Source organism: Emcibacter sp. SYSU 3D8 (genome assembly GCF_039655875.1).
In the GTDB taxonomy this organism is placed as follows: domain Bacteria; phylum Pseudomonadota; class Alphaproteobacteria; order SMXS01; family SMXS01; genus RI-34.
The window spans coordinates 319,922-344,418 of sequence record NZ_JBBYXK010000001.1 but is presented as its reverse complement, the minus strand read 5'-3'; the positions used below and the strand labels follow the sequence as shown (position 1 = coordinate 344,418).

Below are 24,497 nucleotides of genomic sequence, written 5' to 3'. Positions count from 1 at the left end.
CAAATCAACCGAGGCGCGGGGTCGCAGCCGCGCCCATACAGCCGACACCGCCGCGTTTAGCGATCGCGAGGCGGTATCCAAGGGCACCCGGGCGCTGCTGCTCCATCCTTATCCGAAGGGTGAGGGCAGCCGCCGGTCGCCCGAGGCGGCGCTTGACGAGTTGCAGGGCCTCGCGCAGGCTATTGGTCTCGATATCGTCGGCGCCGAGAGCACCCAGCTGTCGTCCATCCGCCCCCGTACCTATCTGGGCGAGGGCAAGGTCGAGGAACTGACCGCGGCGGTCAAGGAGGCCGATGCCGAGTTGGTGGTGATCGACGCGGCGCTCAGCCCCGGACAGCAGCGCAATCTGGAAAAAGCGTTGTCGGCCAAGGTCATCGACCGCACCGGCCTGATTCTGGAAATCTTCGGCGAGCGGGCGCAAACGCGGGAAGGCGTGCTGCAGGTCGAGCTGGCCCATCTGAACTATCAGAAGGGCCGGCTGGTCCGATCCTGGACCCATCTGGAGCGACAGCGGGGCGGTGCGGGCTTTCTGGGCGGTCCCGGCGAGCGCCAGATCGAAGCGGACAGGCGTCTGCTGCGCGAGCGCATCGGCAAGCTGAAGCGCGAGCTGGAGACGGTGACCCGCACGCGGCTGCTGCATCGCGAGCGGCGCGTGAAGGTGCCGCATCCGGTGGTCGCGCTGGTCGGCTATACCAATGCGGGCAAGTCGACCCTGTTCAACCGGCTGACCAGCGACGACGTCATGGCCGAGGACATGCTGTTTGCCACCCTGGATCCGACCATGCGGGGCCTCGATCTGCCGTCCGGCAAGCGGATCATCCTGTCCGACACGGTGGGCTTCGTGTCCAACCTGCCCACCCATCTGGTCGCGGCGTTCCGCGCCACGCTGGAAGAGGTGATCGAGGCCGACATTGTCATCCACGTCCGTGACATTTCCCACCCGGATACGGAAGCCCAGCGTCAGGACGTCATTGACGTGCTGACCAGCCTGGGCGTGCCGGACGAGGAGGAGCAGGTCCTGATCGACGTGGAGAACAAGATCGACCTGCTGGGTGCCGAGCAGCGCGCCCAGACCGAGGCGCGCGTCGAGCGCCACGAAGACCTGATCCCGGTGTCGGCGGTCACCGGCGAGGGGATCGACCGGCTGCTGGAGCGTCTCGACAGCCTGCTGGCGCGTGCTGAACGGCTGGTGACCTTGCGGGTCCCCTATGCGGATGGCGCGATGATGGCCTGGCTTTACGATCATGGCGACGTGGTCAAGCGCACCGACGTGGAGGAGGGCGCCGATTTCGAGGTTCGCCTGTCCGACCAGGATGTGGGCAAGCTGCGCAAACAGTCGCCCGCCATGTTCGCCGAGGCAGCCGAATAGCGCGCCGCACCGGTTGACTTGGCCGGGGCTGCTTTCTATCGTCGCGTCCGAAACGGCGTGCGCGCCGGAAACCATCCACGGGAGACCATTATGAGCAACTTCAAGCCGCTGCACGACCGGGTCCTGGTCAAGCGCCTGCCGTCGGAAGAGAAGACCGCCGGCGGCATCATCATTCCGGATTCGGTACAGGAAAAGCCCCAGCAGGGCGAGATCGTCGCTGCTGGTTCCGGCTCGCGCCGCGCCGATGGCAATATCGATCCGCTGGGCGTGAAGGTCGGCGACAAGATCCTGTTCGGCAAGTACGCCGGCACCGAGGTGAAGATGCAGGGCACCGAGTACATCATCATGAAGGAATCGGACATCCTGGGCGTGCTCGACTAGGCTTGCCGACATCGCAGATCAAAGGGCCGCCCCTCGGGCGGCCCTTTTCGTTTGCGCATCCGGTGACGGCGAGCCGCCGGGTCAGGCCAGTTCCTTGAACACCTCGCGCGCTACCCGGATGCCGTTCACCGCGCAAGGCCAGCCGGCATAATGAGCGAGGTGGATCATCATCTCCTCGACTTCCTCATGGGACACGCCCTGGTTCAGCAACCCCTTGAGGTGCACCTTGAGCTGAGCCTCCTTGCCCAGCGCCACCAGGGTGGCGCAGGTGATCAGGGACCTGTCCCGCAGCGCCAGCCCCGGCCGGGTCCAGATATCGCCGAACAGGTGATCGATCGTCACCTCGATCAGTGGATCGTCCAGATTGGGGGCATCGCCATCACCCCACAGTTTTTTCCTGATGCCGAGTCCGCGCTGCCTGCGGTCGCTATCCGCCATGTTTCGTCTCCCTGGTTCGTGCTTCCGCTGCCAGTCTATCCAATCCGTCGCCGGTGAGGCGATAGATCAGCCATTCGCCCTGACGTTTCGCGCCCAACCCCTCATAGAAGCGGATCGACGGTTCGTTCCAGTCCAGGACGGTCCATTCGAACCGGGCGCAGCCGTTCTCGGCGGCGATACAGGCCAACTGGGCAAGCAGGGCTCGCCCGATGCCATTGCCGCGGTGCTCGGGCAGCACGAACAGGTCTTCCAGATACAGCCCCGGCCGCCCGGCAAAGGTGGAGAAATTGTAGAAATACAGCGCGAAACCCACCGGAATACCGCCCCATTCGGCGATCAGCGCCTCGGCGTAGGGGCGCGGGCCGAACAGTGCCCGGTCCATGTCCGCGTCGGTCGCCACCATTTCGTGGCGCAGCTTCTCATACTCGGCCAGCGCCTCGACAAAGAACACCACCAGTCCCGCATCGCCGGGCACCGCTTTCCTGATAGTGAGTTGTTCCATGCCAATTCTCCCCGTATCTGCCCCGTTATAGGATTTTCCGCCCGCAATTGCTGCTTCTCGCGCGTGGCACGGACCATTATCCTCGCGCGATGATGTCCTATTTCATGGTCTTCCTCGGCGCCGGCATCGGCGGTGCCATGCGCCACGGCGTCAACCTGGCGGTTACCCGCGGGCTGGGCATCCAGTTCCCGTTCGGCATCATGCTGATCAATGTGCTCGGGTGTCTGTCCATGGGCCTGATCGTCGGCTGGCTCGCGCTGCGCGGCCAGGCGGGCCAGGAATGGCGCCTGTTTCTGACCACCGGCGTCCTCGGCGGCTTCACGACCTTTTCCGCCTTCTCCCTCGACGCCGCCTTGCTGTACGAGCGCGGCGAACCGGGACTGGCGGCGGTGTATGTGCTGGGTTCGGTGGTGTTGTCGCTTGCGGCGGTGTTCGCCGGATTGTGGGCGGTTCGGCAGATCGGCTAGCGTCCAACGGCTGCTGTCCTACCGCGCGGCGAACCGGGCGGGGACACCTCAATCGTCCTGCTTTTCCGGTTCGGTACACAAATAGCCGAAGTCCGCGCGCATGAAGTCGTAGCTGGCGCCAAGCGCCTCGCCAAGCTTCAGCAACGCATCGTTTGCCCGGCAGGCGGCGCCAAATTCCGGGGATCCGCCATAATAATGCTGGGTCACGATCCCGATCGTTCTGCGCGTGTTGTCAATCACGTCGATGAGTTCGGCCTTCTGCTCGTCCCGCAATCCTTTCAGCCTCGTCCGCCTGCGGCCCACGGGTGTTCTCCGACTCGTTTGTTCCTGATATGTTCTTGGTGTAGCACCTCACTGGAGCAAGTCAACGCGAAGCAGCGCCCAGGCGACGCCGGCAACTCCGCCGGCGTGTCCGGCGGTTTCTTATGGATTGAACTCGTACGTCTCGATGATGGTTTGCTCGGCTGCGGCGTCGGCCAGCCACGCCTTGATGGCGGGCAGGCTCCACACCGCGTCCGCGTAAGCGGCGGACACCGCGTCCAGTTCGATACCATAGGTACGGAACCGGCTGATCACCGGCGCGAACATGGCGTCTGCGGCGCAGAACGCGCCGAACAGGAACGGGCCGCCGGAGCGCGCCAGGCAGTCGGCCCAGAGTTGCTGCACGCGGGCGATGTCGGCAGCAGCGTCGGCGCTGTAGCGGAAATTCTCATAGCGCCTGCGAACGTTCATCGGCATCTCGCCCCGCAGAGGCGTGAAACCGGCATGCATCTCGGCGCTGACGGCACGGGCGAGGGCGCGTTCACCGGCATCTGCCGGCCAGATCTGCTTGGCAGGAAACCTGTCAGCCAGATACTCGATGATGGCGAGGCTTTCCCACACGGTCAGGTCGCCGTCCCGCAGCACCGGAACCTTGCCGGCGCGCGACCAGTCGTCGATGAACTCGGTGGCGATCTCGTTGGTCACGTGGGCCGATTTCAGGCGGCCGCGGACGAGTTCGTAGGGAATTTGGAAATGGTCGAGCACGAGCATCGGACGGACCGACCAGGAGGAATAGTTCTTGTTAGCGATCAGCAGCTTGAGACTCATGTCTCAACTCCTTCTTGGCCTGCTGCCATAGCGCTTCCAGCTCTTCCAGGGTCTTGTCCTGCGGGCGCTCGCCGCGCGCCGCCAGAATGCTTTCGATGCGGCGAAACCGTTGTTCAAACCGCCGGTTGGTGCCGCGCAGCGCCCGCTCCGGGTCGACCTTCAGGAAACGCGCCAGGTTGGTGTAGGCGAACAGGATGTCGCCCAGTTCACTCTCGACCTTGTCGTGGTTGTCGGCGCCGGCCTTGGCGTCGGCCATTTCCACCGCCAGCTCGATGGTTTCCTCCTTGATCTTGTCCAGCACCTGGGACGCGTCCGGCCAGTCGAAACCGACCGTTGCGGCGCGCTTGGCCAGCTTTACCGAGCGCATCAGGGCAGGGTAGCCGTACGCCACGCCGTCGAGCACGCTGGGCACGCGGCCCTCGGCGCGGGCCTTCTCGTCGCGCTCGCGTTTCTTGTGTTCTTCCCAGGCCAGCGTCTGGGCATCGGCATCCTCGATTGTCGCATCGCCGAATACGTGCGGGTGACGTCGCAGCATCTTGCCGCAGATGGCGTCAATGATGTCGCCGAAGTCGAATTCTCCTGCCTCTTCAGCCATTTGCGCGTGAAAAATCACCTGGAACAGCAGATCGCCCAGCTCGTCCTTCAGGGACGGCATGTCCTTGTCGGTGATGGCCTGGGACACCTCGTAGGCTTCCTCGATGGTGTAGGGCGCGATGCTCTCGAAATCCTGCTCCCGGTCCCACGGACAGCCGTTACCGGGGTCACGCAGCTGGCGCATGATCGTAAGCAGGTCGTCGATGCTGTGCTGTGCCATGGGGAGCCAAACTGCAGGGGGAAGGGAGTGGAACCGCTTGTCTCCCTCCTATACCATTCCGGAAACGGGGGAGAAACCATGAGCCGTCTGCTGTCGCTTGCCACCGGCAATCTGCCTGAATTCACGCCCGTCGAGGTCGTCGACGCCGCCGCCGAGGCGGGCTGGACGGCCTGCGGCATCTGGTTCGATCCGGAGACATGGACCGCCCAGACCACGCGCGACACCCGCAACGCGTTCGAGCGGACCGGCCTCAAGCCGTTCGACATCGAGGTGGTATGGATCCGCCCCGGCGACGCGGACCCGAACCACGAGCGGCTGCTGGCCGCGGGCGGCGAGATCGGCGTCGCCAACGCGCTGGTCGTCAGCTCGGACCCGGACATGGACGCCACCAAGCGGCGCTTCGAGGACCTGTGCAGGATCGCCGACAAATACGGCATCAACGCGTGTTTCGAGTTTCTGCCGATTACCGAGGTGAAGAGTCTGCCGGCCGGCCTCGACATCGTGCAATCGGTCGGCCATCCGCGCGGCAAGCTGCTGGTCGATGCGCTGCACCTGGCGCGCTCCGGCGGCCATCCGGACATGCTGAAGGGACTGCCGGCGGACCTGTTCGCCTATGCCCAGATCTGCGATGCACCGGCGAATTTGCCGGACATGGAGTTCAACACCATCCTGTACGAGGCCGTCGACGGACGATTGATGCCGGGCGAGGGTGCGTTGCCGGTAAGGCAGCTGGTCGCCAACCTGCCGAAAGACCTGCCGCTGGCGCCCGAACAGCGCTCCAGGCCGTTGCGCGAGCGGTATCCGAACGCGGCAGACCGCGCAAAGGCGATCCTCGAGGCGACGATCACGTTCCTGGGATAGCTTCGCGCGTTCTTCCCACCACACATCGGCGTCATTCCCGCGCACGCGGGAACCCAGCTCTTCGTAGGGCTGGCTGCTCGGCTTCTCATTGAGCAGGAAGTGTCTTCGTGACCAAGTGGTCGAGACGCCACGTGGTAGCACCAACTGGGTTCCCGCGTGCGCGGGAATGACGCTGGAGGGGATGCGGGGGAACGTGGATGAACGACAAGAACGCCAATGCATCGTCTCCATCCATAAATCGCATAATATATATTATGTTAAATTATAGATGGGGAAATGATATCAAAGCCTTGAACTTCCTATGATACAGCACCCCTCAACACCGAAAATTGCAGGCGCATCCGCCTGGAATTCAGCCGGTCACCGCTTCCGGCCCGTCGAGTTCGAGCACCATACCGTCATAGGCCGGCTCGACGCCGTCCGGAAGTTGCCGCCTGAGCGTGTCGTAATCCATGTCCCAGGTCATGTGGGTCAGCACCGCGCGCTTCGGCTTGACGCGCTCGATCCAGCTCAAGGTCAGGTCGAGATGGGCATGGGTCGGATGCGGCTCGTAGCGCAGCGCATCGACGATCCACAGGTCGATGCCGGACAACGCTTCGAACGCGGCGTCATCGAGGCCGTTCAGGTCGGTGGAATATGCTGCCTGTCCAAACCGATACCCGATGGACGTGATGTCGCCATGAGCCTGATCGAAGGGTGTCACGGCAATCTCGCCCACCTGGAACGGTCCGTCGATCGGTCGCTGCTCGCAGATGGCCGGATAGCCGTGCTTCGACACGAACACGTAATCGAAGCGCTGCCTGAGCGTATCGAGTGTATCCTGGTTGCCATAGACTGGCACCTTGCCGCCCATGGTCCAGGCCAGACCGCGCAGATCGTCGATGCCATGGGTGTGATCGGCGTGGTCATGGGTGTAAAGCACGCCGTCCAACCGCTTGATATTGTTGTCGAGGCACTGCTCGCGCAGGTCGGGCGAGGTGTCGACGATCAGGCGTGTGGCGCCCTGCTCCACCGCAATCGACACGCGCCGCCGACGGTTTCGCGGATTTTCCGGATCGCAGGCGCCCCAGTGATTGCCGATGCGCGGCACGCCGCCAGACGTGCCGCAGCCCAGAACCGTGATCCTCACGGCCGCGGCACCTTGGTGAAAAGCCGCAGGAAATTCTCGGTGGTTCTTGCCGCAAGCTGTTCTGGCGACAGGTCTTTCAGGCCGGCTACCGTGTTGGCGGTGTGCACGACGAAGGACGGCTCATTGTCCTTGCCCCGGAACGGGATCGGCGCGAGATAGGGCGAATCCGTCTCGACCAGCAGCCGGTCGATCGGCAGCGCGCGGATGGTATCGCGCAAATCCTCGGCCTTCTTGAACGTGGCGATGCCGGAAATGGAGATATAGAGACCCAGTTTCACCGATTTCTCGGCGAGTTCGCGGCTGGAGCTGAAGCAGTGGATCAGACCGGGAAAGGCGCCCTGCCCCATTTCCTCGGCCAGGATGCGGGCCGTGTCGTCGTCGGCGTCGCGGGTGTGGACGATCAGCGGCAGGCCGGTGTCGCGCGCCGCCTTGATGTGCTCGCGGAACACGTGCTGCTGGATGTCGCGCGGGCTGTGCTCGTAGAAATAGTCGAGGCCGGTCTCGCCGATGCCGACCACCTTCGGATGCTTCGCCCGCTCGATCAGCTGGCGCGCCACCGTGTCCGGTTCGGCTTCCGCTTCATGGGGATGCACGCCGACGGTGCAGTAGATATTGTCGTAGCGCTCGGCGATGGCGAGCACCTTGTCGAACCGGCTGAGCGCCGTGGAGATGGTCAGCATCATGCCGACGCCGGCCACCTCGGCCCGCGCCACCACGCCGTCGATATCGGCGATCAGCTGCGGGAAATCCAGGTGACAATGTGAATCGACAAGCATCCGTAAGCCGTTCCATAGCCTGCTGTATTCAGTTGTTTCCTGAATACACCAGGATCGCTTCCAATCTAGGGCGCCGTTTCCTCGACAAAACGCGGGAAAAGTCCCTGCGGCTGCGCGATAGGCGTACCGGCCGCGAGGCGCCCTGCTCTGCCCAGTGAACTAAAGCTGCGGGCGTCGCCGGCAACCCCGAGCATGTCGAGAAGCTTGCCCGCCGCCGCCGGAATCACCGGCTGGCTGAGGATGGCGATATTGCGCAGCGTCTCGGCCGCCGCGTAGAGCACCGTGCCCATGCGCGCCGGATCTGTTTTCTTCAGCGCCCACGGCTCGGTTCGCGCGATGTACCCGTCGCCTTCCGCAACAAGCGCCCACAAGGCGCTGAGTGCATTGTGGATTTCCTGGACCTCAATGGCATCGCGCATGGCCGTCGCGGTGGCGTCGACAGCGGCCAGCAGCGTCTCGTCTCCAGAATCGAAGGCGCCGGGCTGCGGCATGGCGCCGTCGCAATTCTTGAAGATCATGCTCAGCGTGCGCTGGGCCAGATTGCCGATCCCGTTCGCCAGGTCGCCGTTGATGCGGTGGATGATGCCTTCGCGCGAAAAGCTGCCGTCCTTGCCGAACGGTACTTCGCGGGCGAGGAAATAGCGAATCTGGTCGAGGCCGAACTCGTCCACCAGCGCCTCGGGCGTGATCACGTTGCCCAGCGACTTGGACATCTTCACGCCTTCCAGGTTCAGGAAGCCGTGGGCGAAGACGCGCTTTGGCAACGGCAGTTCGGCCGACATCAGGAAAGCCGGCCAATACACTGTATGGAAACGGATAATGTCCTTGCCGATCACATGCACGTCGGCTGGCCAGTAGCGCGCGAACTTCTCCGCGTCCGTGGGGAAACCGGCGCCGGTGATGTAGTTGGTCAGCGCGTCCAGCCAGACATAGACGATGTGTTTCTGCTCGCCCGCCGCGTCGTCCCCGGGAATCGGAATGCCCCAGGTGAAGCTGGTGCGCGACACCGACAGATCCTTCAGGCCGCCCTTCACGAAGCTGACGATCTCGTTGCGGCGTGTGTCGGGCAGGATGAAATCCGGCTGGCTCTCGTAGAGCGCCAGCAACTTTTCCTCGTAGGCCGACAGCCTGAAGAAGTAGCTGGGTTCCTCGACCCACTGCACCGATTTGCCCTCTTCCGTGCGGAACTGGCCGTCCTCGCCCTTCACCAGCTCGGATTCGGGAAAGAATGCTTCGTCGCTGATCGAATACCAGCCCGCATACTTGTCCAGATAGATGTCGCCCCGGGCGATCATCCGGTCCCACATCTCCAGCACGGCCGCGTGGTGACGCGGCTGGGTGGTGCGGACGAAGTCGTCGTTGGAGATGTTCAGCAGCCGGCACATGGCCTCGAACTTGCCGGCGTTCTCGCCGGCGAATTCGAGCGGCGTCTTTCCCGCCTTGCCCGCCGACTGTTCGACCTTTTCACCGTGTTCGTCGGTGCCGGTCAGGAACAGCACGTCATAGCCGTCCAGCCGCTTGAACCTGGCGAGGATGTCGGTGGTGATCTTCTCATACGCATGGCCCAGATGCGGCGCGCCATTCACGTAGTCGATCGCGGTGGTGATGGTGAACGTCTTCGTCATGCCGTGATGGCCTGGAGCCTGCTGAATATTGTGAGCGTCACCTGCTTCGGATCGAGATTGACCGCCTCGCCCCGAGCGAACAGGTGGCCGGTGTTCTCCCATACCTCAAGCCATTGATCAAGGCCGGCTCGTCCGGCGACGCCGGCGAAGATCTCGGCCTCGCCGGGCACGAATCCGTTTTCGGCGCCCCGGGTGGCCGCATAGGTGATCAGCCGCTTCAGTATGCCGTCGAGCAATTCGCCGAGCAGGCGGAAGTCGTCAATGGCCTGGCGGCCCGCGACGGCATCGCCCAGCGCGTGCAGCGCCGACGGATTCATCCGCGGCAAATCGGCCAGGAGGGCGGCGGCCTTCCTGTAGAGTTCGGCGCCGCCTGACTGGGCCAGCGCCATGGCTCGTCCCGCGCTGCCGGCCGAGAGTGCGATGATCAGGTCCCGGTCGGCGGGCGGCAGCAGCACGCCCTGCCCCTCCAGCACCGCGGCCACCTGGTCCGCCGTCAGCGGCCTGAGCGGCAGTGTCTGGCAGCGCGAGCGGATGGTGGGCAGCAGCCGTCCCGGCGCATGGGCGAGCAGGATGAGCACTGCGCGCTTGGGCGGTTCTTCCAGCATCTTCAGCAGCGCATTGGCCGATTGCCGGTTCATTTCGTCGGCGCTGTCGATGATGGCGATGCGCCAGGATGCGTCCGCCGTCATGCCGAAAAAGCCATGCAGCTTGCGCACGTCGTCGACCACGATCTCGCCGCGCAGGCGCTTGGCCTTGTCGTCCCAGGCGCGGGTGACCACGGTCAGGCCCGGATGGCCGCCTTGCGCCAGCAGGCGTCCGGTGTGTGATTCCGGGGATACCGCCAGATTCGCCGGTACGGGCGCGCCGAACAATCCGCCTGCGTCGTCCGGCTGGCCGTTCTCCAGGAGGAATCTCGCGAACCGGTAGGCCAGCGTGGCCTTGCCAACGCCGCGCGGACCGGTAATCAGCCAGGCATGCGGCACCCGTCCGCTGTTATAGGCGCCAAGCAGCAGGTCCTCGGCGGCGCCGTGGCCGATCAGGTCAGCTGTCAACCGGGGATGGCGCTCGTTCGCCTCGGGTTTCAGCGCCGCCTGAGCCATCAGCCTACCTTGAAGCGGTTTTCGACCGAGGCCCAGATGGCTTCGTGAACGGTTTCAACCGGCCGATTGGCGTCGATCAGCACGCAGCGCTCGGGCTCTCTCGCGGCGATATCAAGAAATGCCTCGTGAACGGCATCGTGAAATTTGCGGCCCATCTGCTCGTAGCGGGTTTCGTTGCCCTGACGGCGCGCCGTGCGGTCGAGGCCCAGGGCAACCGGCATATCCAGCACCAGGGTCAGGTCCGGCTTCAGCCGGCCGGCAACAAGGCGGTAGAGCTTTTCGACAGCCGGCCGGCCCAGCTGCTGCGCATAGCCCTGATAGGCCATGGTGGAATCGGCGAAACGGTCGCACAGCACCCAGGCGCCTTCGTCCAGCGACGGCACGATGGTATCGGCGAGGTGTTCGGCGCGGGCGGCGAAATGCAGCAATGTCTCGGCCATGGGCGTCCAGGCCCGATCCCCCTGCACCAGCAGGTTGCGGATCGGGCCGTTAGGTTCCCGGGTCTCGACCACGCCGATGCCGTGTAGCCTCAGCCGCGCCGCGAGCAGTCCCAGCTGGGTCGACTTCCCGGCGCCCTCGCCGCCCTCGAACGTGACGAAGATGCCGCGCCGAGGCATCACTTCTCGCCCGACGAGCCCGACAGCAGATAATCGATCGCCGAGCCGATCTTGCCGGTGGCTCCCACCTTCTCGATGTCTTCGGCGACAATCAGCGGCACCTGGATATCGTCCATGCCCGGCAGGCTCACGGTAACGGTGCCGACCTGCGTCCCCTTGGCAGTGCCGGCCTTCACCGGGGCGACATATTTGATCCTGGCCTTGGCGCCCATCTTGGCCTCGCGGCTCAGGGTCAGGGTGACGTCCTCGGCAACGGTCAGGCCGACCTTGGCCTTGGTGCCCAGCCAAACCGGCGCTTCCTCGATCACGCTCCCGGCCTTGAGCAGGGTGTAGGTGTCGAAGTTGCGAAAGCCCCATTCCATCAGGCCGCGCGATTCCTCGGCGCGAACCCTGGTGCTGGGCATGCCGTTGACCACCAGGATCAACCGGGTGTTGCCGCGCTTGCCTGAAACGGTCACGCCATAGCCGCCGTCTTCAGTGTACCCGGTCTTCAGGCCGTCAACGCCATCGACCACGCCCAGGGTAGGATTGCGGTTCTGCTGGCTGATCGGGTCGCCGGTCTGCAGGTTCTCGCCATAGGCGAATTTGCGCTGGGCGTAGTACGGATAATATTCCGGAAAATCACGGATGATATGGCCTGCGAGAATCGCCAGGTCGCGCGCCGTGGAATAGTGCTCGGGGTCGGACAGGCCGTGCGGATTCACGAATTGCGAGTTCTTCATGCCGAGCTGGGCCGCCATCTGGTTCATCATGTTGGCAAAGCCTTCCACCGAACCGCCCAGGCCCTCGGCCAGCGCCACGCAGGCGTCGTTGCCGGACACGATGATGGTGCCTTTCAACAATTCCTCGACCTTCACCCGGTCGCCGACCTTCAGGAACATGGTCGATCCGCCCATTTTCCAGGCGCGTTCGCTGACGGTCAGTTCCTCGTCCAGCTGCATGGCGTTCTTTTTCAGCGCGTCGAAGATGACGTAGTCGGTCATCATCTTGGTCATCGACGACGGCGTCATGCGCTCGTCCGGGTTCTTTTCCATCAGCACGGTGCCGGTGGTGTAGTCGACCATGATCGCCTGCTTCGCCTGGATCTCGTAGGGCGGCGGCGCGGCATACGCGGCCAGCGGCAGGCCGATGATGACAGCCAGTAGAAGCGGCAAACGGTGAAGTCGCGGCATGAGTAGGGTTCCGTGTCGTTGATGCGGGTTGATTCTAAGCGCACGCCGGACCTATCGCAAGCCGTGCGGCACAATACGTTGTGGTCCCATAGGGAGTTATCCACCATAAAATGCGACCGGCATCAAGGGTGCAGACGTTGCGCCGTACACGAAATCCGGCGTAAATTTGTCGGGGTCAGATCAAGTTTATGGCGAACGTGACAAGACCGAAGTAAATACAGCTTACGTCAAAATGGAAAATGTGGTGTGTCCATACCGCCCCGTTGCGGCGCGGCACATCAAAGTGGAAACAATCCCCGAATACTGATATAGAGAACCTACTGGGCTGGGTTCTACATGGGCTATGCTGCCTTCTCGGCAGTCGAGGTTGAACATGAAATTGTATCGAGCTTATGTGCGATGCCGCAAGGCGAGTGTCGCAACCGTATTCGCGCTGGTTTTGCCGGTGCTGCTGGGTTTCACGGCGCTGGTCGCCGAATATGGCAGTGTGCTGGTCACCGAGGCCCACAACCAGCGGGTCAGCGATCTCGCGTCCTATGCGGGCGCTGTCGCCTATAATTCCGTGTCATCGGGCAAGGAAGCCGCCGCGACCGCCGCTGCCCAGCGCATCACCGCGATGAATGGGGTGCCGAGCGACAAGGTAACCGTGACCTTCCCCACTTCGGTGAAGACGCCGGGCGCCGTGTCGGTACAGGCGCAGGTCACCACGGAGTACCCGTTGCTGATCGCCCGCGTGCTTAACGCCTCCACCAAGGTGCCGGTGACGACCGACGCCTTTACCGAGATCAGCGGCGGGGCCGCGAGTTGCATCCTGGCGCTGGACGCTGGCGGCACTGGCGTGACGATGACGGGTGCGGGCGCCATCAACGCGTCCACCTGCGCGGTCAATTCCAACAACAAGGTTGCCGCGCCGTGCGGCACCAGCATCACCGCCGCGGCCGTGAGCTGGAATACGAGTTATTCCTATTGTACGTCGACACCCAATGTCACGGCGTCCACCATTGTGCAATCGGTCACCACGGATCCGTTCATCGGCAATGCCGGCGTCGCGGCCATGTATGCGCGTGTCGCCACCGTGGACGGCATGTCCCTCCCCAGCCCGCCGAACAGCGGCCTCAGTGGCAGCGCGCTTACGCTGGCCTATGCAGGGGCGCCATGGCCTGAATCCACCTACACCGCCACGGTGGGCGGCGGCTGCACCGCGACATCGCCAAATTACAGCGGCAACTGGACCATCACCTGCCCGAGCGGCGGCGGGACCTATACTTTCGGCAATTTCAACATGTCGTCGAAGACGCTGGACTTCGCGGTCGGTGGCGACCCGAACAACACCTACAATTTCGTCGGCACAGCGAGCTTCTCCGGCATAGTCAACATGGGACCCGGCAAGTATAATTTCGAGAAGGGACTGACCGGGACCGGCGGCAGCACCGTGGTCTTCGACAGCGGCACGTTCAAGATGGGCCGCAACACCAGCAACTGCAACGGCTCCGGGCAGTACAGCATCTGTGCCACCGGCACGACCATGACGTTTCGCGGGCCCAGTACCTTTGAGCTTGGCTCCGGCATCAGTGTTCCGGGCGGTTATACGTTGAGGCTCGGCTACGACGCCGCGAACGCCAATCTGACGGGCAACAGCTATTCGCTGGGCGCAAGCAGCACCGGCCACGCCATCAATGTCGGCGGCGGCGGGAAGTTGTACATGGCCGACGCCACCGATTCCGGCAAGGTCTTCCAGGCCAACGGCAACTTCAATGGCGGCGGCGGCGGCAGCTGCACGCTGCTTCCGGCGGCGGGCCATCATGATATCGACGGCTACATGCTGATGACGGGAGCTGTCGTTCTCGGCAGCGGTGTTTATACCATCGACGGCTACATGGCACTTGGTGCATCGGGCGGCGGCGGCGGTACCTGTAACGGCGAAACCATCAGCGTCAAGGGTGTCGACGTCAACATCATGATCTCGGGATCGTCGACCCCGGGCAGTGGCAATTGTTCGGGCAAGGCGTTCTGCGTCGGCGCCGGTTACAGCGATATCATCCTGAGGGCGCCGACCACCGGGGCGTTGGCGAATCTCGCAATTATCGGCCCGCAGAACTCGAGTTATACAGGCGGCGGACTGTTTTCCGAGGGGGCGATGGGTGGCCAGGTCAGCGGCGCCTTCTATTTCCCTTACGGGCCGATGACCATGACCGGCGGCGCGGGCGTCGCTGACGCGGGCGCCTGCCTGCAGGTGGTCGCGACCAATGTGTCGATCACGGCGGGGACGACGCTGGCGTCCAGCTGCGTCGGCGGCTCGGGTACCGTGACCGCCAAGCTGGTCCGATAAGACGCCATGAACCGTCCCGTGCCTCCTTCCTGTCCAGCCTCTCACCGGCGCGGCTTCTGGCGTGATTGGCGGGGCGTCGCGGCCATCGAGTTCGCGATCATCCTGCCGATCCTGTCGCTCATCCTGGTCGCGTCGATTGATTTCGGCCTGGTGCTCTATGTGCGCTTCGGACTCAACGAAACCGTTTCGGCCAGCGCCAATTATGTGCTGGTCAATGCCGCGAACGTCTCCGCCAGCTCGGGCCCGACCCTGGCGAGTAACCTTGCAGCCATCATGCCGACCAACGTCAACGCCGTTGTCGTGGTCAACAACGGCCCGACCGTCACCCGTACAAATGGCGTGACGTCTTCGTCGGGCACGGCCTCGAACGCCAATTCCTGTTATTGCCCCTCGGTCAGTGGCACTGTAGTGACATGGGGTGGCGCGGTTGCCTGCTCGGCGTCGTGCGGCAGCGGCACTCTTGCCGGGAAGTTTGTCTCGCTCAATGCAAGCGTGTCCCACTCGCCGCTGTTTGGCAGTTATGGTTTGGTCCAGAACGGCATGGTATCGACCTTCTCCATGGTCCAAGTGCAATAGGCATGCGCGGTCTCAGACGCTTTTTCGGCGACGATACCGGCGCATCGGCGGTCGAGTTCGCCCTCGTCGTGGTCCCATTGCTGCTGTTCATCTTCGGCACGGTCGAATTTTCCCGCCTGATGTGGACCCGCCAGTCCATGCAATCGCTGGCGATCGAAGCCGCGCGGTGCATGGGCATCTTGCAGCCCCAGTGCATCAGCGGCACCACCTACAACGCGGCCAACACCAGGAATTACGTCATCTCGCGGGCTGGCAAACTGGGCGTGCCCCTGACCTCGTCCGACATCGCCCTGAACAACAGCGATTCCTGCAAGAGCGTCAGTGGTTTCTCGACGGTGACCATCACTTACACATTCAGTTCGGTCGCGCCCAGGCTGGTCACCGCCCTCACCGGCAGCACCAATCTAAGCGCCAGCGCCTGCTTCCCGAACAACGTATGAGTCGGTTGCTACCTGTCGACGACGATGAGCGCGTTGACCTCGCCGAGCCCGATCACCTGCGCCAGCGCTAGATCCGCATCCTCGACATTGGCATAGGGCCCGATCCGGACGCGGTAGAAATTGGCGCCGTTGACCAGTGCCGTGTGCACGCGGGTCGGGCCGATGGCCTGCAGTCTGCCTTTCAGCCGGTTCGCGTTGTCCGGATTGCCGAATGCGCCCGCCTGGACATAGATGCCCTTCGGTTCGGCCGCGAGTTGCTTCGGTGCTTCCTGCTTGACCGCCACGGCGACCGGCGCGCCGTTTTCCAGCGGCGCCCGGCCGACATACTCCACGCGGACCATGGCCGTGCCGGCGCCTTGGAAGCCCAGCAGCTCGGCAGCCTTTTTGGACATGTCGATGATGCGGCCGCGGGCATAGGGACCGCGGTCGTTCAGCCGAACGACCATCGACCTGCCGTTTTCCAGATTGGTCACCCGCACCAGCGAGGGCATGGGCAGCGTGCGGTGCGCGGCGCTGACCAGGTGCATGTCGAATATCTCGCCATTGGCGGTGCGCTCCCCGTTGAACTGGGGACCGTACCACGAGGCGATACCGGTCTCGGAATAGGTCGGATCTTCCCGGGGCACATAGGTCACGCCGTTGATCACATAGGGATTTCCCACCTTGTAGATGCCGCCCTTGCCGCTTGGCGCGGGCGCTTCTCCCCACGGCGGCGCGGTGGCCGGTGCGGCGGGTTTCGACGGAACCGGCGCAGTGGCGACCGGACCGCGCGGCTTCGGCGCGGCGCAGGCGGTCAGCGCGACGCAGGCGACGATCGCCAGAAACCCCCGAAAGCTCATCTTATTGCTTCACCAGATCGGCCAGCCTGCCCACCGCAATGGCATAGAAATTCGCACAATTGTAGCGAAGGATCGCGCGGTAGTTCCCAAAGGCCAGGAAGGCGCGGCTGGCTTCGCCATCGGGCTTAATCAGCGTTGCTTCCATGTCGCCCGGCGGCAGGTCTCTGCCCTCAAGGTCTCGGACGCCCATGGACTGCCATTCGGACAGAGGCAGCGCCCTGGAATGCTGGTTCATGGCCCGGCATCCGCCCTGATCGTAATCCCCCACGGCATGCAGTTTGGCCGCGAACCCTTCCGGCAGGCTGACCTCGAAGCCCCATGGCTGCTCGCCCTGCCACTTGTAGCTGCGCAGGTAGTTTGCCACCGAACCGAAGATGTCGCCCTTGTTGTTCCAGATATCCTTGTGACCGTCGCCATCGAAATCGTCGGCGTATTGCAGGTAGCTGGTGGGCATGAATTGAGGCTGGCCCATGGCGCCCGCCCACGACGCCTTCATTTCCGGCACCGAGATGAAATCGTCGTTGAGGATTTCCAGCGCGGCAAACAGTTCCTTGCGGAAATAGGCGCCGCGGCGCGGATCGTAGGCCAGCGTCGCCAATGCCTGGATGGCGTTCTCGCTGGGGAAATATTTGCCGTAATTGGTTTCCATGCCCCAGATAGCCACGATGTATTCGGGCTGCACGCCATGCTTTTCCGCCACCTGGCGCAGCAGGTCGGCGTTCTCGGCCAGCGCCTTGCGGCCGCCGTCGATGCGCGCCTGGCTGACGCGCTTGGCCAGATAGGTGTCCAGAGTCTCGACGAACTCGGCCTGGTTCTGGTCGGCCCTGATCACCCGCTCGAGCGGCGTCAACCCGGTCAGCGTCTGGTCGAGGATTTCGGCGCGGATCCCTTTTTCCTCGGCTTCCTTGCGCACTTCCTTCAGCCAATCCTCCCATTTGGGTTGGCCGTCCTGGGCGGCGGCGGCCGGGATCAGGGTGACGGGCAGGAGCAGCAGGGCTAGTACCAGTAGCAGGCGCATGCGGGCGGCGATCCTCTTGTTCACTGTGTTACCGGTATGAATTGGCGCGTGTGCCCGCCGGGCGCAACCGCGCCCTCACCGGATAGGGCCGATTACCGAGTCTTAGCCTGCGCGGCGGAAAGACGCCAGCCTGGCCCACGGCAAATTGCGCAGGCTGCAATTACCGGGTAGAAACTGCGCGAACGGATGGGTGGCCGAGCGGTTTAAGGCACCGGTCTTGAAAACCGGCGTGCGTGTAAGCGTACCGTGGGTTCGAATCCCACCCCATCCGCCATAAACCTATTTTCTGGCATCCACCACTATCCACTAAACCCAGTTAAACAGCGGTCTTTAGGCACATTAAGATGCGTCAGCGTCCGTTGACATTCACCTCCAACCACCCAACTATGTGGGGACAGGTGTGGGGACGAATGAGGTTGGGTGATGGGAAACCTGAATGCCACTCAGGTTCGGGCGCTGAAAGAGCCAGGCCGCTATTCCGATGGCGACGGCTTGATGTTGAACGTGAAGGACGGCGGCTCAAAGAGTTGGCTTCTTCGGATTCAGCATGACGGAAAGCGGCGAGAGTTTGGCCTGGGCTCGCTGAAAGACGTTTCGCTGGCCGATGCTCGGGAAAAGGCGGGCGAGATTCGCAAACAGGTTCGCCAGGGCGCGGACCCGGTGGCGGAGAAGCAGAAGCAGCGCGAGCGTGTCCCCACATTCCGGGAGGCTGCAAAAGCCGTTCACAAGGAACACAAACGCGGCTGGAAGAACGGGAAGCATCAGGCCCAATGGCTGGCGACCCTCGAAACCTACGCCTTCCCGGCCATAGGCGACATGAGCGTTGAGGCTATCGAGGGCCGCATGGTTCGGGATGTACTGGCCAACATATGGCTGGAGAAGCCGGAAACGGCGCGGCGGGTGCGCCAGCGTATCGGCGCGGTGCTGGACTATGCCTATTCCAAGGGCTGGCGTACGCAGGAAGCGCCCATGCGCTCGGTCACCAAGGGTTTGCCGCGCCAACCGCGAAAGACTGGCCGGTTCGAGGCCATGCCCTATTCAGACGTTCCTGACTTTCTGGAGAAACTGCGCGAGCGTGACAGCATGGGGCGGCTGGCGCTGGAGGCGCTGATTCTGACGGCTGCGCGCTCGGGCGAGATACGCGGTGCGACATGGGACGAGATCGACCTGGACACTGCCTTGTGGACCATCCCAGGTAAACGAATGAAGGCGGGAAAGGCCCACACCGTTCCCCTGTCCCCGGCCACTGTAGAGGTATTCAAGCGCGCGGCTGCCCTCCGCCTCAAGGGTAGCGAACTCGTGTTCTATGGGCAGAAGCCGGGGCGACCGCTATCGGACATGACGCTGTTGAAGGTGCTTCGGGATATGGAGTTGCCATTCACGGTTCACGGCTTCCGCTCCGCGTTCCGTGATTGGGCGGCAGAGGAAACCAGCTTTCCCGGTGAAGTGGCAGAGGCCGCGCTCGCCCATGCCATTCCGAACAAGGTTGAGGCCGCATATCGGCGCACTGAATTTTTAGAGAAGCGGCGGTCGATGATGGAGGCTTGGGGGCGATTCAGCACTGGCGCGCCGGTGAATGTCTTGCCGTTGACGGTCACAAGGTAGCCGAGTGGGGACGCCCCGCTCTAGCTTAAGCCGCGATACTAGATATTGGAGAACAAAAAAAGGCCAAGCACCACAATTTTTGGCGTCTTTCCGCTGTCCGCACATTATTATGGTGGTCCGTGGTTGACCCCAAATTTCGCCACGGATGTCAGCAACAGCACGGAGGAATAATTTTGCAACCAATCCTGTGTTCGATTAGTGAGGCGGCAAAGGCCTTGGGTCTCGGCAGGTCTAAAACCTATGAGCTCATTGCTGCCGGCCAACTTGAAACCGTCTCCATTGGACGGCGACGGCTGATACGCATTGAGAGTGTTAAGGCCTTTGCTGAAAATCTGGAGGTGTGACATGCCTCCAAACATAAGTACCCCCAGCACTGCGCCAACAGTGCCAGGGGCGTATACCGTCGTCGAGAATGAAGCTCCCTCATCGACACCGAATGTTGACACACCTTCGGCCCTGATTGCTACCCGCAAAAAGCGGGCAGCGGTCACGGCAATCGCGAATGGCTCGACGTTTATCGTCACTGGCCAGGTTGCCAAGGCGCTGCTGGCGCTTACGGCGGTTGGCTCGAAAGGTGTCACTGCAATGGAGGTAGCCACCTGGGCCTATCGCCTGGGTGCCTATGTTCACACGCTGCGGCGTGAGTACGGCCTTGCCATCGACATGGTGCATGAACCGCATGACGGAGGCTGGCACGGTCGATATGTGCTGCGCTCGCCTGTCTCGATCCTGGAGCATTCGCCATGAGCGGCGTGGTTCTGTTCGAGCATAGCCATCGCGGCAACGTGTGGCGCCTCGAAGTCGCTACGCACAATGGCCACACGTTCCTGAACTGGCGAAAGTGGTACTGGGACGGCGAAGCCTTCAAGCCGACGCGGGAGGGCTGCACTATCCCGCTGGAGCGATTGCCTGACCTGATGGATGGCGTGGCAAGCTGGTTATCCGGGGACGGCGCCAGCGAGGCGGAAGGCACGCCCTAACTGCAATCGGGGAGCGGCTGGAAACGGTCGCTCCCCCTTTTTATTCCGCAATCTTGAAACTTGCGAAAGGGGGCGCAATTTGGCGTTTTCCCGCTCACGCGCTGTGCCCGGAAGTGGCGGCAATCCGCCAGTCACCGAAACTGGCACGGACCTTGCTATTTATACTAAGACCTTAGGTGGGGTGCCATCTCCCTCCCCTGCCCGCCAGACATGGGGCGGCGCTCGCAACCGAGGCGACCGTGTAAGTCATGCCCTGACGCTGAAACAGGCCACCAACATCATCGAGGCGGCGCGGCACGCCATCAGGGTTGGCCTGCCCTTTAACCGGCACATCACCATTCACTGGGAGACGACGGGTATCCCGGATAGACGGGCGGCATGGGCAACGGGCCGCTATCTCAAATTAATGGGCGACTGTGTGGCAAAACAGGGTGGGCGCATTGCCTGGGCATGGGCGCGCGAGAACGGCGCCGGCAAAGGCAGCCATGTTCACATCCTGGTTCACATCCCTGCAGACTACCCGCTGGTCAGGATGCAGCGGCGCTGGCTTCGGAACATCACCGGGCGGCCCTATGCAGCAGGCACTATCAGGACCAAGAGTATCGGCGGCGCGTTGGCGGTGGCTCAGGCGGTCACTGATGCTTATCTGGTCAATTTGGGGGAAGCAGTAGCCTACATCCTGAAAGGCGTCTCAGCGGACTCTGCAGCGGCGCTGGGGCTGGATAAGCTGGAACCGGGCGGACGCATCGTCGGCAAGCGAGTTGCAACATCTCAGAATATCGGACCTACAGCGAGGCTGGTTGCACAAAAACAATGGGCCGCAAGCTAACGCTCACGGCCCAAAGTTTGCTGCTGTCATCCATTCGGCGGGAGGGGACCGTCGAGTGAACACTGTCTCTGCCGCTCAATCTGAACGGTGTACTCGACGGGAGGGGTGTCGTCGAATGCACACTGTTTAAGCCGCCAAATGTGAATGGCAGATTAACACAGCGGGTGATGTAAAATATCCGCCTCAGAGCAAATCCGGTAGGGGATTGCCTAGCAGCGTATCGTGGGGAAACGGTGCGGCGCCTCTGAGAACATTGGGGAGGAGGCACGGAAGCATTGATGTAGGTGACACCCTGAAAACCATCACATTCGTGTGATACAGTCATCAGTGAATGGTTTCTGTTTGCATGCCGAAATGTTTTAGGCGAACGGTGATATAGAAGGTTTGGCTCACCCCCTCACCTTCAAGCCTCGACGCCCTCCGCGAGCCCCCTCATGGAGGGCGTCGCCTTTTGTAGCGGCTCTAATCCGCCACCCTGACGGGCAGGTGGAGCCGCTATGAGCAAAGTGGGTGCCTTGAGCAGGGCGCTGCAGCGGTGAATGATTATTCACCGTCACGGACTCGGAACAATTCCAAGGGCACAGTTGTTCGTGCAATTGGGAGGCAAATCCGATGCGCCAGTTGAAAACAAGTGACGCGGCAAGAAGTTTGAGGCGTCGGCAATTCCATCCACGTCCCACTGTTCTCGGCGTCTATGTCTTGATGCCGAGCCGGCGGCAGCCACGGAGCCTCGTATTGATAGCCCTCGTGAGCTTGGGCGCCATATGGCTGATTGCAGTGCTGTCGGCCTGGTTGGCCTGAAACCTCGTATACCTTTCACCAGATGTTCGCCTTGACCCGATGCGGCGGCGTTGGTTGAAGCGTGTCCCTGGCAAACCAAACAAGGCTGGAACAACCTATGCGACGCGTATTGCGGTACGTCAACACCAGCTCATGCTGCTACAGAGACACATCTGACGAATTTGTGGGAAGCACATCCTGAAAGGCGTGCCAGGGAACTCCGCAGCGGCGCTGGGACTGGATAAGCCAGAACCAGGTGGCAGCATCATCGGGAAGTGATGTGGCACGTCTAAGAATATTGGGGAGGCGGCGCGGCGATTGACTGGAGGGAATTGAATGTTGAGAGGGGACCCGTGGGGCTGCTGCAAGTATCCGGGGGATACCCTCGATAGTACGCTGCAGCCTTGGCCAATTGGCTTGCAGGTAATACTCACCAATTTTCAACCACAAAGGCAGGCACATGGCCAGAGTGTCCAGCCGGTGGGGCTCCGCGCCACCCCTAACTACGCTCGCCGCTGATTTTCAGAGCGTGGACTCAAAAGCGTCTTGGATGCCGTGGGCGCTCGCACGGAAACTATCCAGTACCGCCGGGTCGAACTTTCCCGGATGAAGGCGGTCAGAACCGTCACCGCCCAAGATCATGCCCATCACATCATCATGAGATAGCGCAGCGCGATATGACCGTGGCTCCCGCAAGGCATGGTAGACGTCACAGATTGCGACGATGCGCGCCTCCAGCGGAATCGCCGTTCCCGAAAGTCTCGTCGGGTAGCCCGAACCGTCCCAGCATTCGTGGTGGTAAAGTGCAGCATTCGCCGCCAGTTTGAGGGCATCATCTCCGAAATTACGAAGAATATTGAAACCCATCATCGGATGCCGCCGCATCACCTTCTGTTCTGTGGTGTTGAGCGGCGCGGGTTTGTTAATTATGGCGTCCGGGATGACGACCTTCCCGATATCATGCATGCCTGCGGCGAATGATAGCTTAACCGCAAGACCTGATTGAATTCCCATTCCCCGGCACAGGGCGGCGCATATGGCGGCTACACCGGCGTCGTGGTTCCGCAACGTGGCGGAACGCATCTCCTCAAGCGCGATTAGGCAGTTGTGAACACTCGTGGCAACTTTATTCATGGCCGCCCCCGCGATCTAATGACGGGGCTGGGCTCTTAGATTCGTCGTGCTTGTAAATCCAGATGAAGGTGTCGGAGAGGGCGAAGAACGGGATGAAATTGTTAACATGCCGGGTTGGAACAATTGCATCAGTGCGATTGTCCAACTGGAACCATTCGGAATCTTGCAGGCTCCTCACGACCACAACGGCATGAGGGGTATCGTCGAGCAAGCGTCCGACAACAATCAGCGTTGTGCTTCTAAGCCACCCGCTCTCCCTCAGCGCGAGGAATTTGGCGATGGCATAGCCAATGCATTCACCTCCAGAAGTGATGAACTCCAGCGGGGTGGGCCACTGTAGGTCATCTATCCTGTTGCTTCGAGATCGGTAAGGCACCTGATTGATGCTGGCGTTGAGAGAAACGAGCTGCGACACCGATTTCATATTCTCGCCTTGTGTGATGGCGTATTGCCAACTCTCGATGGCGTATAGGGGAAATCCGTCGAAATTTTGCCCCTTCAGAACCTGATATCGTTCCAAGACCGATAGGAGTCTAGGCGACGCACCTTGGTTTTCGAGAAGGATTGACGAGCTAGGGTAACTGGGAGGTTGCCATTTGTCTTCGCTGCTCGCCGTGTCGGACGCAGCATGAACCGATGAAACGCCTAGAAGGACCGTGCAGCAAAAAAAACAATAGCCGACAAGCGAAGGCTTCATGACATCTTGTATCGTATCATAAAATCAATCTGGGCCTGAAGGCCAACACAAGTCAATTCACTATAATTTTAGGAAAATCCGAGGGCGCAATGGGTGGGTGGAACTCAGGCCGACGCGGGGGCAGGCCGACGATTGAGAGCGGGCTAACCCTCAGCCTGCCCATGATGATGCGGCGCGGCTGGATACAGGACGGCGGGGGTGGTTCGGGCACCATTACCTGGTCGACCAACGGCCAACAGACAAGCTCCATCGGGTACTCCTACGGCATGTGGGAACCGGACTATCCGTGGATGGAACTGCGGTTCACCTGCACTCCCTATGGGAGCGAACCGCGCTCAGTAAAACAACGCATTTCCCTCACCTGCACCCGGCCGAACTACGGCGGGCGACGCTGGTGGATGCTCTGTCCACAGACCAATAAGCGAGTGCTGAAACTGCACCTGCCCCCTGGAGGCGACAAGTTCCTCAGCCGCGAAGCCTGGGGGCTGGGCTATCGCTCGCAACGCGTTTCCAGCAGTGACAGAACACTGGCGAAGCTGTTCAAGCTGCAACAGAAGCTAGGCGGCGAACCCGGTTGGGATAGGGGATTGCCGCGCCCCAAAGGCATGTGGCAACGAACCTATGACAGGCATCTGGACAAATTCGAACGGCTCGATGCGGCTGTAACAGTCAATATGATGCAGCAGTTAGAGGTGCTGGGCGGGCACATGAAGGCGGCAGGCATCGGTGGCAACGGTCGCCAGCGTTGATCCGGTGCGAAACGAAACGGTCGCAATTCGCTACCACTGGAAAGGCGGTGCGCGTCAGCCATCCGCAGGTGATTGAGGGGTTGAAGAACCTAGAAATTCGCTGGAGGGGACCCGTGGCATAGACCTACGCCCACCCGGGGGCACCTTCCTGCAGGAAATGGAAGTATCGATTCAGCGCCAC

At 62.2% G+C, this 24,497-nt stretch carries 28 protein-coding genes and 1 tRNA gene; 14 read left to right on the top strand and 15 right to left on the bottom strand.

Annotated features, from left to right (window positions below; all coding sequences use genetic code 11):
- Positions 1 to 94 precede the first annotated feature (94 nt).
- Together hflX and groES are read left to right on the top strand one after the other, a co-directional pair.
- Positions 95 to 1,369 (top strand): GTPase HflX, encoded by a 1,275-nt coding sequence (hflX, locus tag WJU21_RS01765; protein ID WP_346322435.1) that lies wholly within the window; start codon positions 95 to 97, stop codon positions 1,367 to 1,369.
- 90 nt (positions 1,370 to 1,459) lie between these two features.
- Positions 1,460 to 1,750 carry a co-chaperone GroES gene (groES, locus tag WJU21_RS01760; RefSeq protein ID WP_346321658.1) on the top strand — a complete coding sequence of 97 codons (291 nt, stop codon included), beginning with the start codon at positions 1,460 to 1,462 and terminating at the stop codon, positions 1,748 to 1,750.
- Positions 1,751 to 1,831: 81 nt separating this feature from the next.
- Here groES and WJU21_RS01755 read toward each other — a convergent pair whose 3' ends face one another.
- Both WJU21_RS01755 and WJU21_RS01750 read right to left on the bottom strand, forming a co-directional pair.
- Positions 1,832 to 2,188, bottom strand: a complete 357-nt coding sequence (locus WJU21_RS01755) for a carboxymuconolactone decarboxylase family protein (RefSeq protein ID WP_346321657.1) — start codon at positions 2,186 to 2,188, stop codon at positions 1,832 to 1,834.
- Positions 2,178 to 2,690 carry a GNAT family N-acetyltransferase gene (locus WJU21_RS01750; protein WP_346321656.1) on the bottom strand — a complete coding sequence of 171 codons (513 nt, stop codon included), beginning with the start codon at positions 2,688 to 2,690 and terminating at the stop codon, positions 2,178 to 2,180. The genes WJU21_RS01755 and WJU21_RS01750 overlap by 11 nt, the downstream gene beginning before the upstream one ends.
- A 92-nt stretch (positions 2,691 to 2,782) precedes the next feature.
- Here WJU21_RS01750 and crcB point away from each other — a divergent pair, with 92 nt between their 5' ends.
- Complete coding sequence (gene crcB / locus WJU21_RS01745) at positions 2,783 to 3,157, top strand: fluoride efflux transporter CrcB (protein WP_346322434.1); 375 nt, start codon at positions 2,783 to 2,785, stop codon at positions 3,155 to 3,157.
- A gap of 48 nt (positions 3,158 to 3,205) precedes the next feature.
- Here crcB and WJU21_RS01740 read toward each other — a convergent pair whose 3' ends face one another.
- From WJU21_RS01740 to mazG, 3 genes are all read right to left on the bottom strand, one after another.
- A complete protein-coding gene (locus tag WJU21_RS01740; protein WP_346321655.1) occupies positions 3,206 to 3,430 on the bottom strand; it encodes a hypothetical protein in 225 nt (74 codons plus the stop codon).
- A gap of 150 nt (positions 3,431 to 3,580) precedes the next feature.
- Positions 3,581 to 4,246 carry a glutathione S-transferase gene (locus WJU21_RS01735; protein WP_346321654.1) on the bottom strand — a complete coding sequence of 222 codons (666 nt, stop codon included), beginning with the start codon at positions 4,244 to 4,246 and terminating at the stop codon, positions 3,581 to 3,583.
- Entirely contained in the window at positions 4,221 to 5,060 is an 840-nt protein-coding gene (gene mazG, locus WJU21_RS01730) for a nucleoside triphosphate pyrophosphohydrolase (protein WP_346321653.1), read from the bottom strand. Before mazG ends, WJU21_RS01735 begins: the two co-directional genes overlap by 26 nt.
- Before the next feature lie 78 nt (positions 5,061 to 5,138).
- Here mazG and WJU21_RS01725 point away from each other — a divergent pair, with 78 nt between their 5' ends.
- Positions 5,139 to 5,921 (top strand): TIM barrel protein, encoded by a 783-nt coding sequence (locus WJU21_RS01725; protein WP_346321652.1) that lies wholly within the window; start codon positions 5,139 to 5,141, stop codon positions 5,919 to 5,921.
- A gap of 352 nt (positions 5,922 to 6,273) precedes the next feature.
- Here the strand turns inward: WJU21_RS01725 and WJU21_RS01720 are convergent, their stop codons facing one another.
- The 6 genes from WJU21_RS01720 to WJU21_RS01695 all read right to left on the bottom strand — a co-directional run bounded on the left by WJU21_RS01720 (position 6,274) and on the right by WJU21_RS01695 (position 12,340).
- A complete protein-coding gene (locus WJU21_RS01720; RefSeq protein WP_346321651.1) occupies positions 6,274 to 7,050 on the bottom strand; it encodes an MBL fold metallo-hydrolase in 777 nt (258 codons plus the stop codon).
- Positions 7,047 to 7,826 (bottom strand): TatD family hydrolase, encoded by a 780-nt coding sequence (locus WJU21_RS01715; protein ID WP_346321650.1) that lies wholly within the window; start codon positions 7,824 to 7,826, stop codon positions 7,047 to 7,049. The genes WJU21_RS01720 and WJU21_RS01715 overlap by 4 nt, the downstream gene beginning before the upstream one ends.
- A gap of 65 nt (positions 7,827 to 7,891) precedes the next feature.
- The gene (gene metG / locus WJU21_RS01710; protein ID WP_346321649.1) at positions 7,892 to 9,451 is read right to left on the bottom strand and encodes a methionine--tRNA ligase; all 1,560 of its coding nucleotides are present in this window, start codon (positions 9,449 to 9,451) and stop codon (positions 7,892 to 7,894) included.
- Entirely contained in the window at positions 9,448 to 10,551 is a 1,104-nt protein-coding gene (locus WJU21_RS01705; RefSeq protein WP_346321648.1) for a DNA polymerase III subunit delta', read from the bottom strand. The genes metG and WJU21_RS01705 overlap by 4 nt, the downstream gene beginning before the upstream one ends.
- Positions 10,551 to 11,168 carry a dTMP kinase gene (gene tmk, locus WJU21_RS01700; RefSeq protein WP_346321647.1) on the bottom strand — a complete coding sequence of 206 codons (618 nt, stop codon included), beginning with the start codon at positions 11,166 to 11,168 and terminating at the stop codon, positions 10,551 to 10,553. Before tmk ends, WJU21_RS01705 begins: the two co-directional genes overlap by 1 nt.
- Positions 11,168 to 12,340, bottom strand: coding sequence for a D-alanyl-D-alanine carboxypeptidase family protein (locus WJU21_RS01695; protein WP_346321646.1), 1,173 nt, complete (start codon positions 12,338 to 12,340; stop codon positions 11,168 to 11,170). Before WJU21_RS01695 ends, tmk begins: the two co-directional genes overlap by 1 nt.
- Positions 12,341 to 12,713: 373 nt before the next feature.
- Between WJU21_RS01695 and WJU21_RS01690 the strand changes: the two genes are divergently transcribed.
- Genes WJU21_RS01690 through WJU21_RS01680 form a run of 3 tightly spaced genes read left to right on the top strand, consistent with a single transcriptional unit; the run spans position 12,714 to position 15,685 of the window.
- On the top strand, positions 12,714 to 14,669 hold the full coding sequence (locus WJU21_RS01690) for a Tad domain-containing protein (protein ID WP_346321645.1): 1,956 nt from the start codon (positions 12,714 to 12,716) through the stop codon (positions 14,667 to 14,669).
- Positions 14,670 to 14,675: 6 nt separating this feature from the next.
- The gene (locus WJU21_RS01685) at positions 14,676 to 15,245 is read left to right on the top strand and encodes a TadE/TadG family type IV pilus assembly protein (protein WP_346321644.1); all 570 of its coding nucleotides are present in this window, start codon (positions 14,676 to 14,678) and stop codon (positions 15,243 to 15,245) included.
- A 2-nt stretch (positions 15,246 to 15,247) separates the two neighbouring features.
- Positions 15,248 to 15,685 (top strand): TadE/TadG family type IV pilus assembly protein, encoded by a 438-nt coding sequence (locus WJU21_RS01680; protein ID WP_346321643.1) that lies wholly within the window; start codon positions 15,248 to 15,250, stop codon positions 15,683 to 15,685.
- Between the two features lie 8 nt (positions 15,686 to 15,693).
- On the opposite strand, the gene WJU21_RS01675 is transcribed toward WJU21_RS01680, so the two are convergent.
- Both WJU21_RS01675 and WJU21_RS01670 read right to left on the bottom strand, forming a co-directional pair.
- Positions 15,694 to 16,524 (bottom strand): septal ring lytic transglycosylase RlpA family protein, encoded by an 831-nt coding sequence (locus tag WJU21_RS01675; protein WP_346321642.1) that lies wholly within the window; start codon positions 16,522 to 16,524, stop codon positions 15,694 to 15,696.
- 1 nt (position 16,525) lies between these two features.
- The gene (locus WJU21_RS01670; protein ID WP_346321641.1) at positions 16,526 to 17,542 is read right to left on the bottom strand and encodes a lytic murein transglycosylase; all 1,017 of its coding nucleotides are present in this window, start codon (positions 17,540 to 17,542) and stop codon (positions 16,526 to 16,528) included.
- A gap of 184 nt (positions 17,543 to 17,726) precedes the next feature.
- Here WJU21_RS01670 and WJU21_RS01665 point away from each other — a divergent pair.
- The 6 genes from WJU21_RS01665 (at position 17,727) to WJU21_RS01640 (ending at position 20,956) form a co-directional block, all read left to right on the top strand.
- Positions 17,727 to 17,816 (top strand) — tRNA-Ser (locus WJU21_RS01665).
- A gap of 149 nt (positions 17,817 to 17,965) precedes the next feature.
- On the top strand, positions 17,966 to 19,147 hold the full coding sequence (locus WJU21_RS01660; RefSeq protein WP_346321640.1) for an integrase arm-type DNA-binding domain-containing protein: 1,182 nt from the start codon (positions 17,966 to 17,968) through the stop codon (positions 19,145 to 19,147).
- A 119-nt stretch (positions 19,148 to 19,266) separates the two neighbouring features.
- Positions 19,267 to 19,491 (top strand): helix-turn-helix domain-containing protein, encoded by a 225-nt coding sequence (locus WJU21_RS01655; protein WP_346321639.1) that lies wholly within the window; start codon positions 19,267 to 19,269, stop codon positions 19,489 to 19,491.
- Between the two features lie 241 nt (positions 19,492 to 19,732).
- Positions 19,733 to 19,894 (top strand): hypothetical protein, encoded by a 162-nt coding sequence (locus WJU21_RS01650; RefSeq protein ID WP_346321638.1) that lies wholly within the window; start codon positions 19,733 to 19,735, stop codon positions 19,892 to 19,894.
- The gene (locus WJU21_RS01645; protein ID WP_346321637.1) at positions 19,891 to 20,127 is read left to right on the top strand and encodes a hypothetical protein; all 237 of its coding nucleotides are present in this window, start codon (positions 19,891 to 19,893) and stop codon (positions 20,125 to 20,127) included. The genes WJU21_RS01650 and WJU21_RS01645 overlap by 4 nt, the downstream gene beginning before the upstream one ends.
- Before the next feature lie 79 nt (positions 20,128 to 20,206).
- A complete protein-coding gene (locus WJU21_RS01640; RefSeq protein WP_346321636.1) occupies positions 20,207 to 20,956 on the top strand; it encodes a hypothetical protein in 750 nt (249 codons plus the stop codon).
- Positions 20,957 to 22,258: 1,302 nt separating this feature from the next.
- On the opposite strand, the gene WJU21_RS01635 is transcribed toward WJU21_RS01640, so the two are convergent.
- Entirely contained in the window at positions 22,259 to 22,870 is a 612-nt protein-coding gene (locus WJU21_RS01635) for an HD domain-containing phosphohydrolase (RefSeq protein WP_346321635.1), read from the bottom strand.
- The gene (locus WJU21_RS01630) at positions 22,863 to 23,390 is read right to left on the bottom strand and encodes a transglutaminase-like cysteine peptidase (protein WP_346321634.1); all 528 of its coding nucleotides are present in this window, start codon (positions 23,388 to 23,390) and stop codon (positions 22,863 to 22,865) included. Before WJU21_RS01630 ends, WJU21_RS01635 begins: the two co-directional genes overlap by 8 nt.
- Before the next feature lie 338 nt (positions 23,391 to 23,728).
- On the opposite strand from WJU21_RS01630, the gene WJU21_RS01625 reads away from it, so the two are divergent.
- A complete protein-coding gene (locus WJU21_RS01625; RefSeq protein ID WP_346321633.1) occupies positions 23,729 to 24,316 on the top strand; it encodes a hypothetical protein in 588 nt (195 codons plus the stop codon).
- Positions 24,317 to 24,497: the final 181 nt, after the last annotated feature.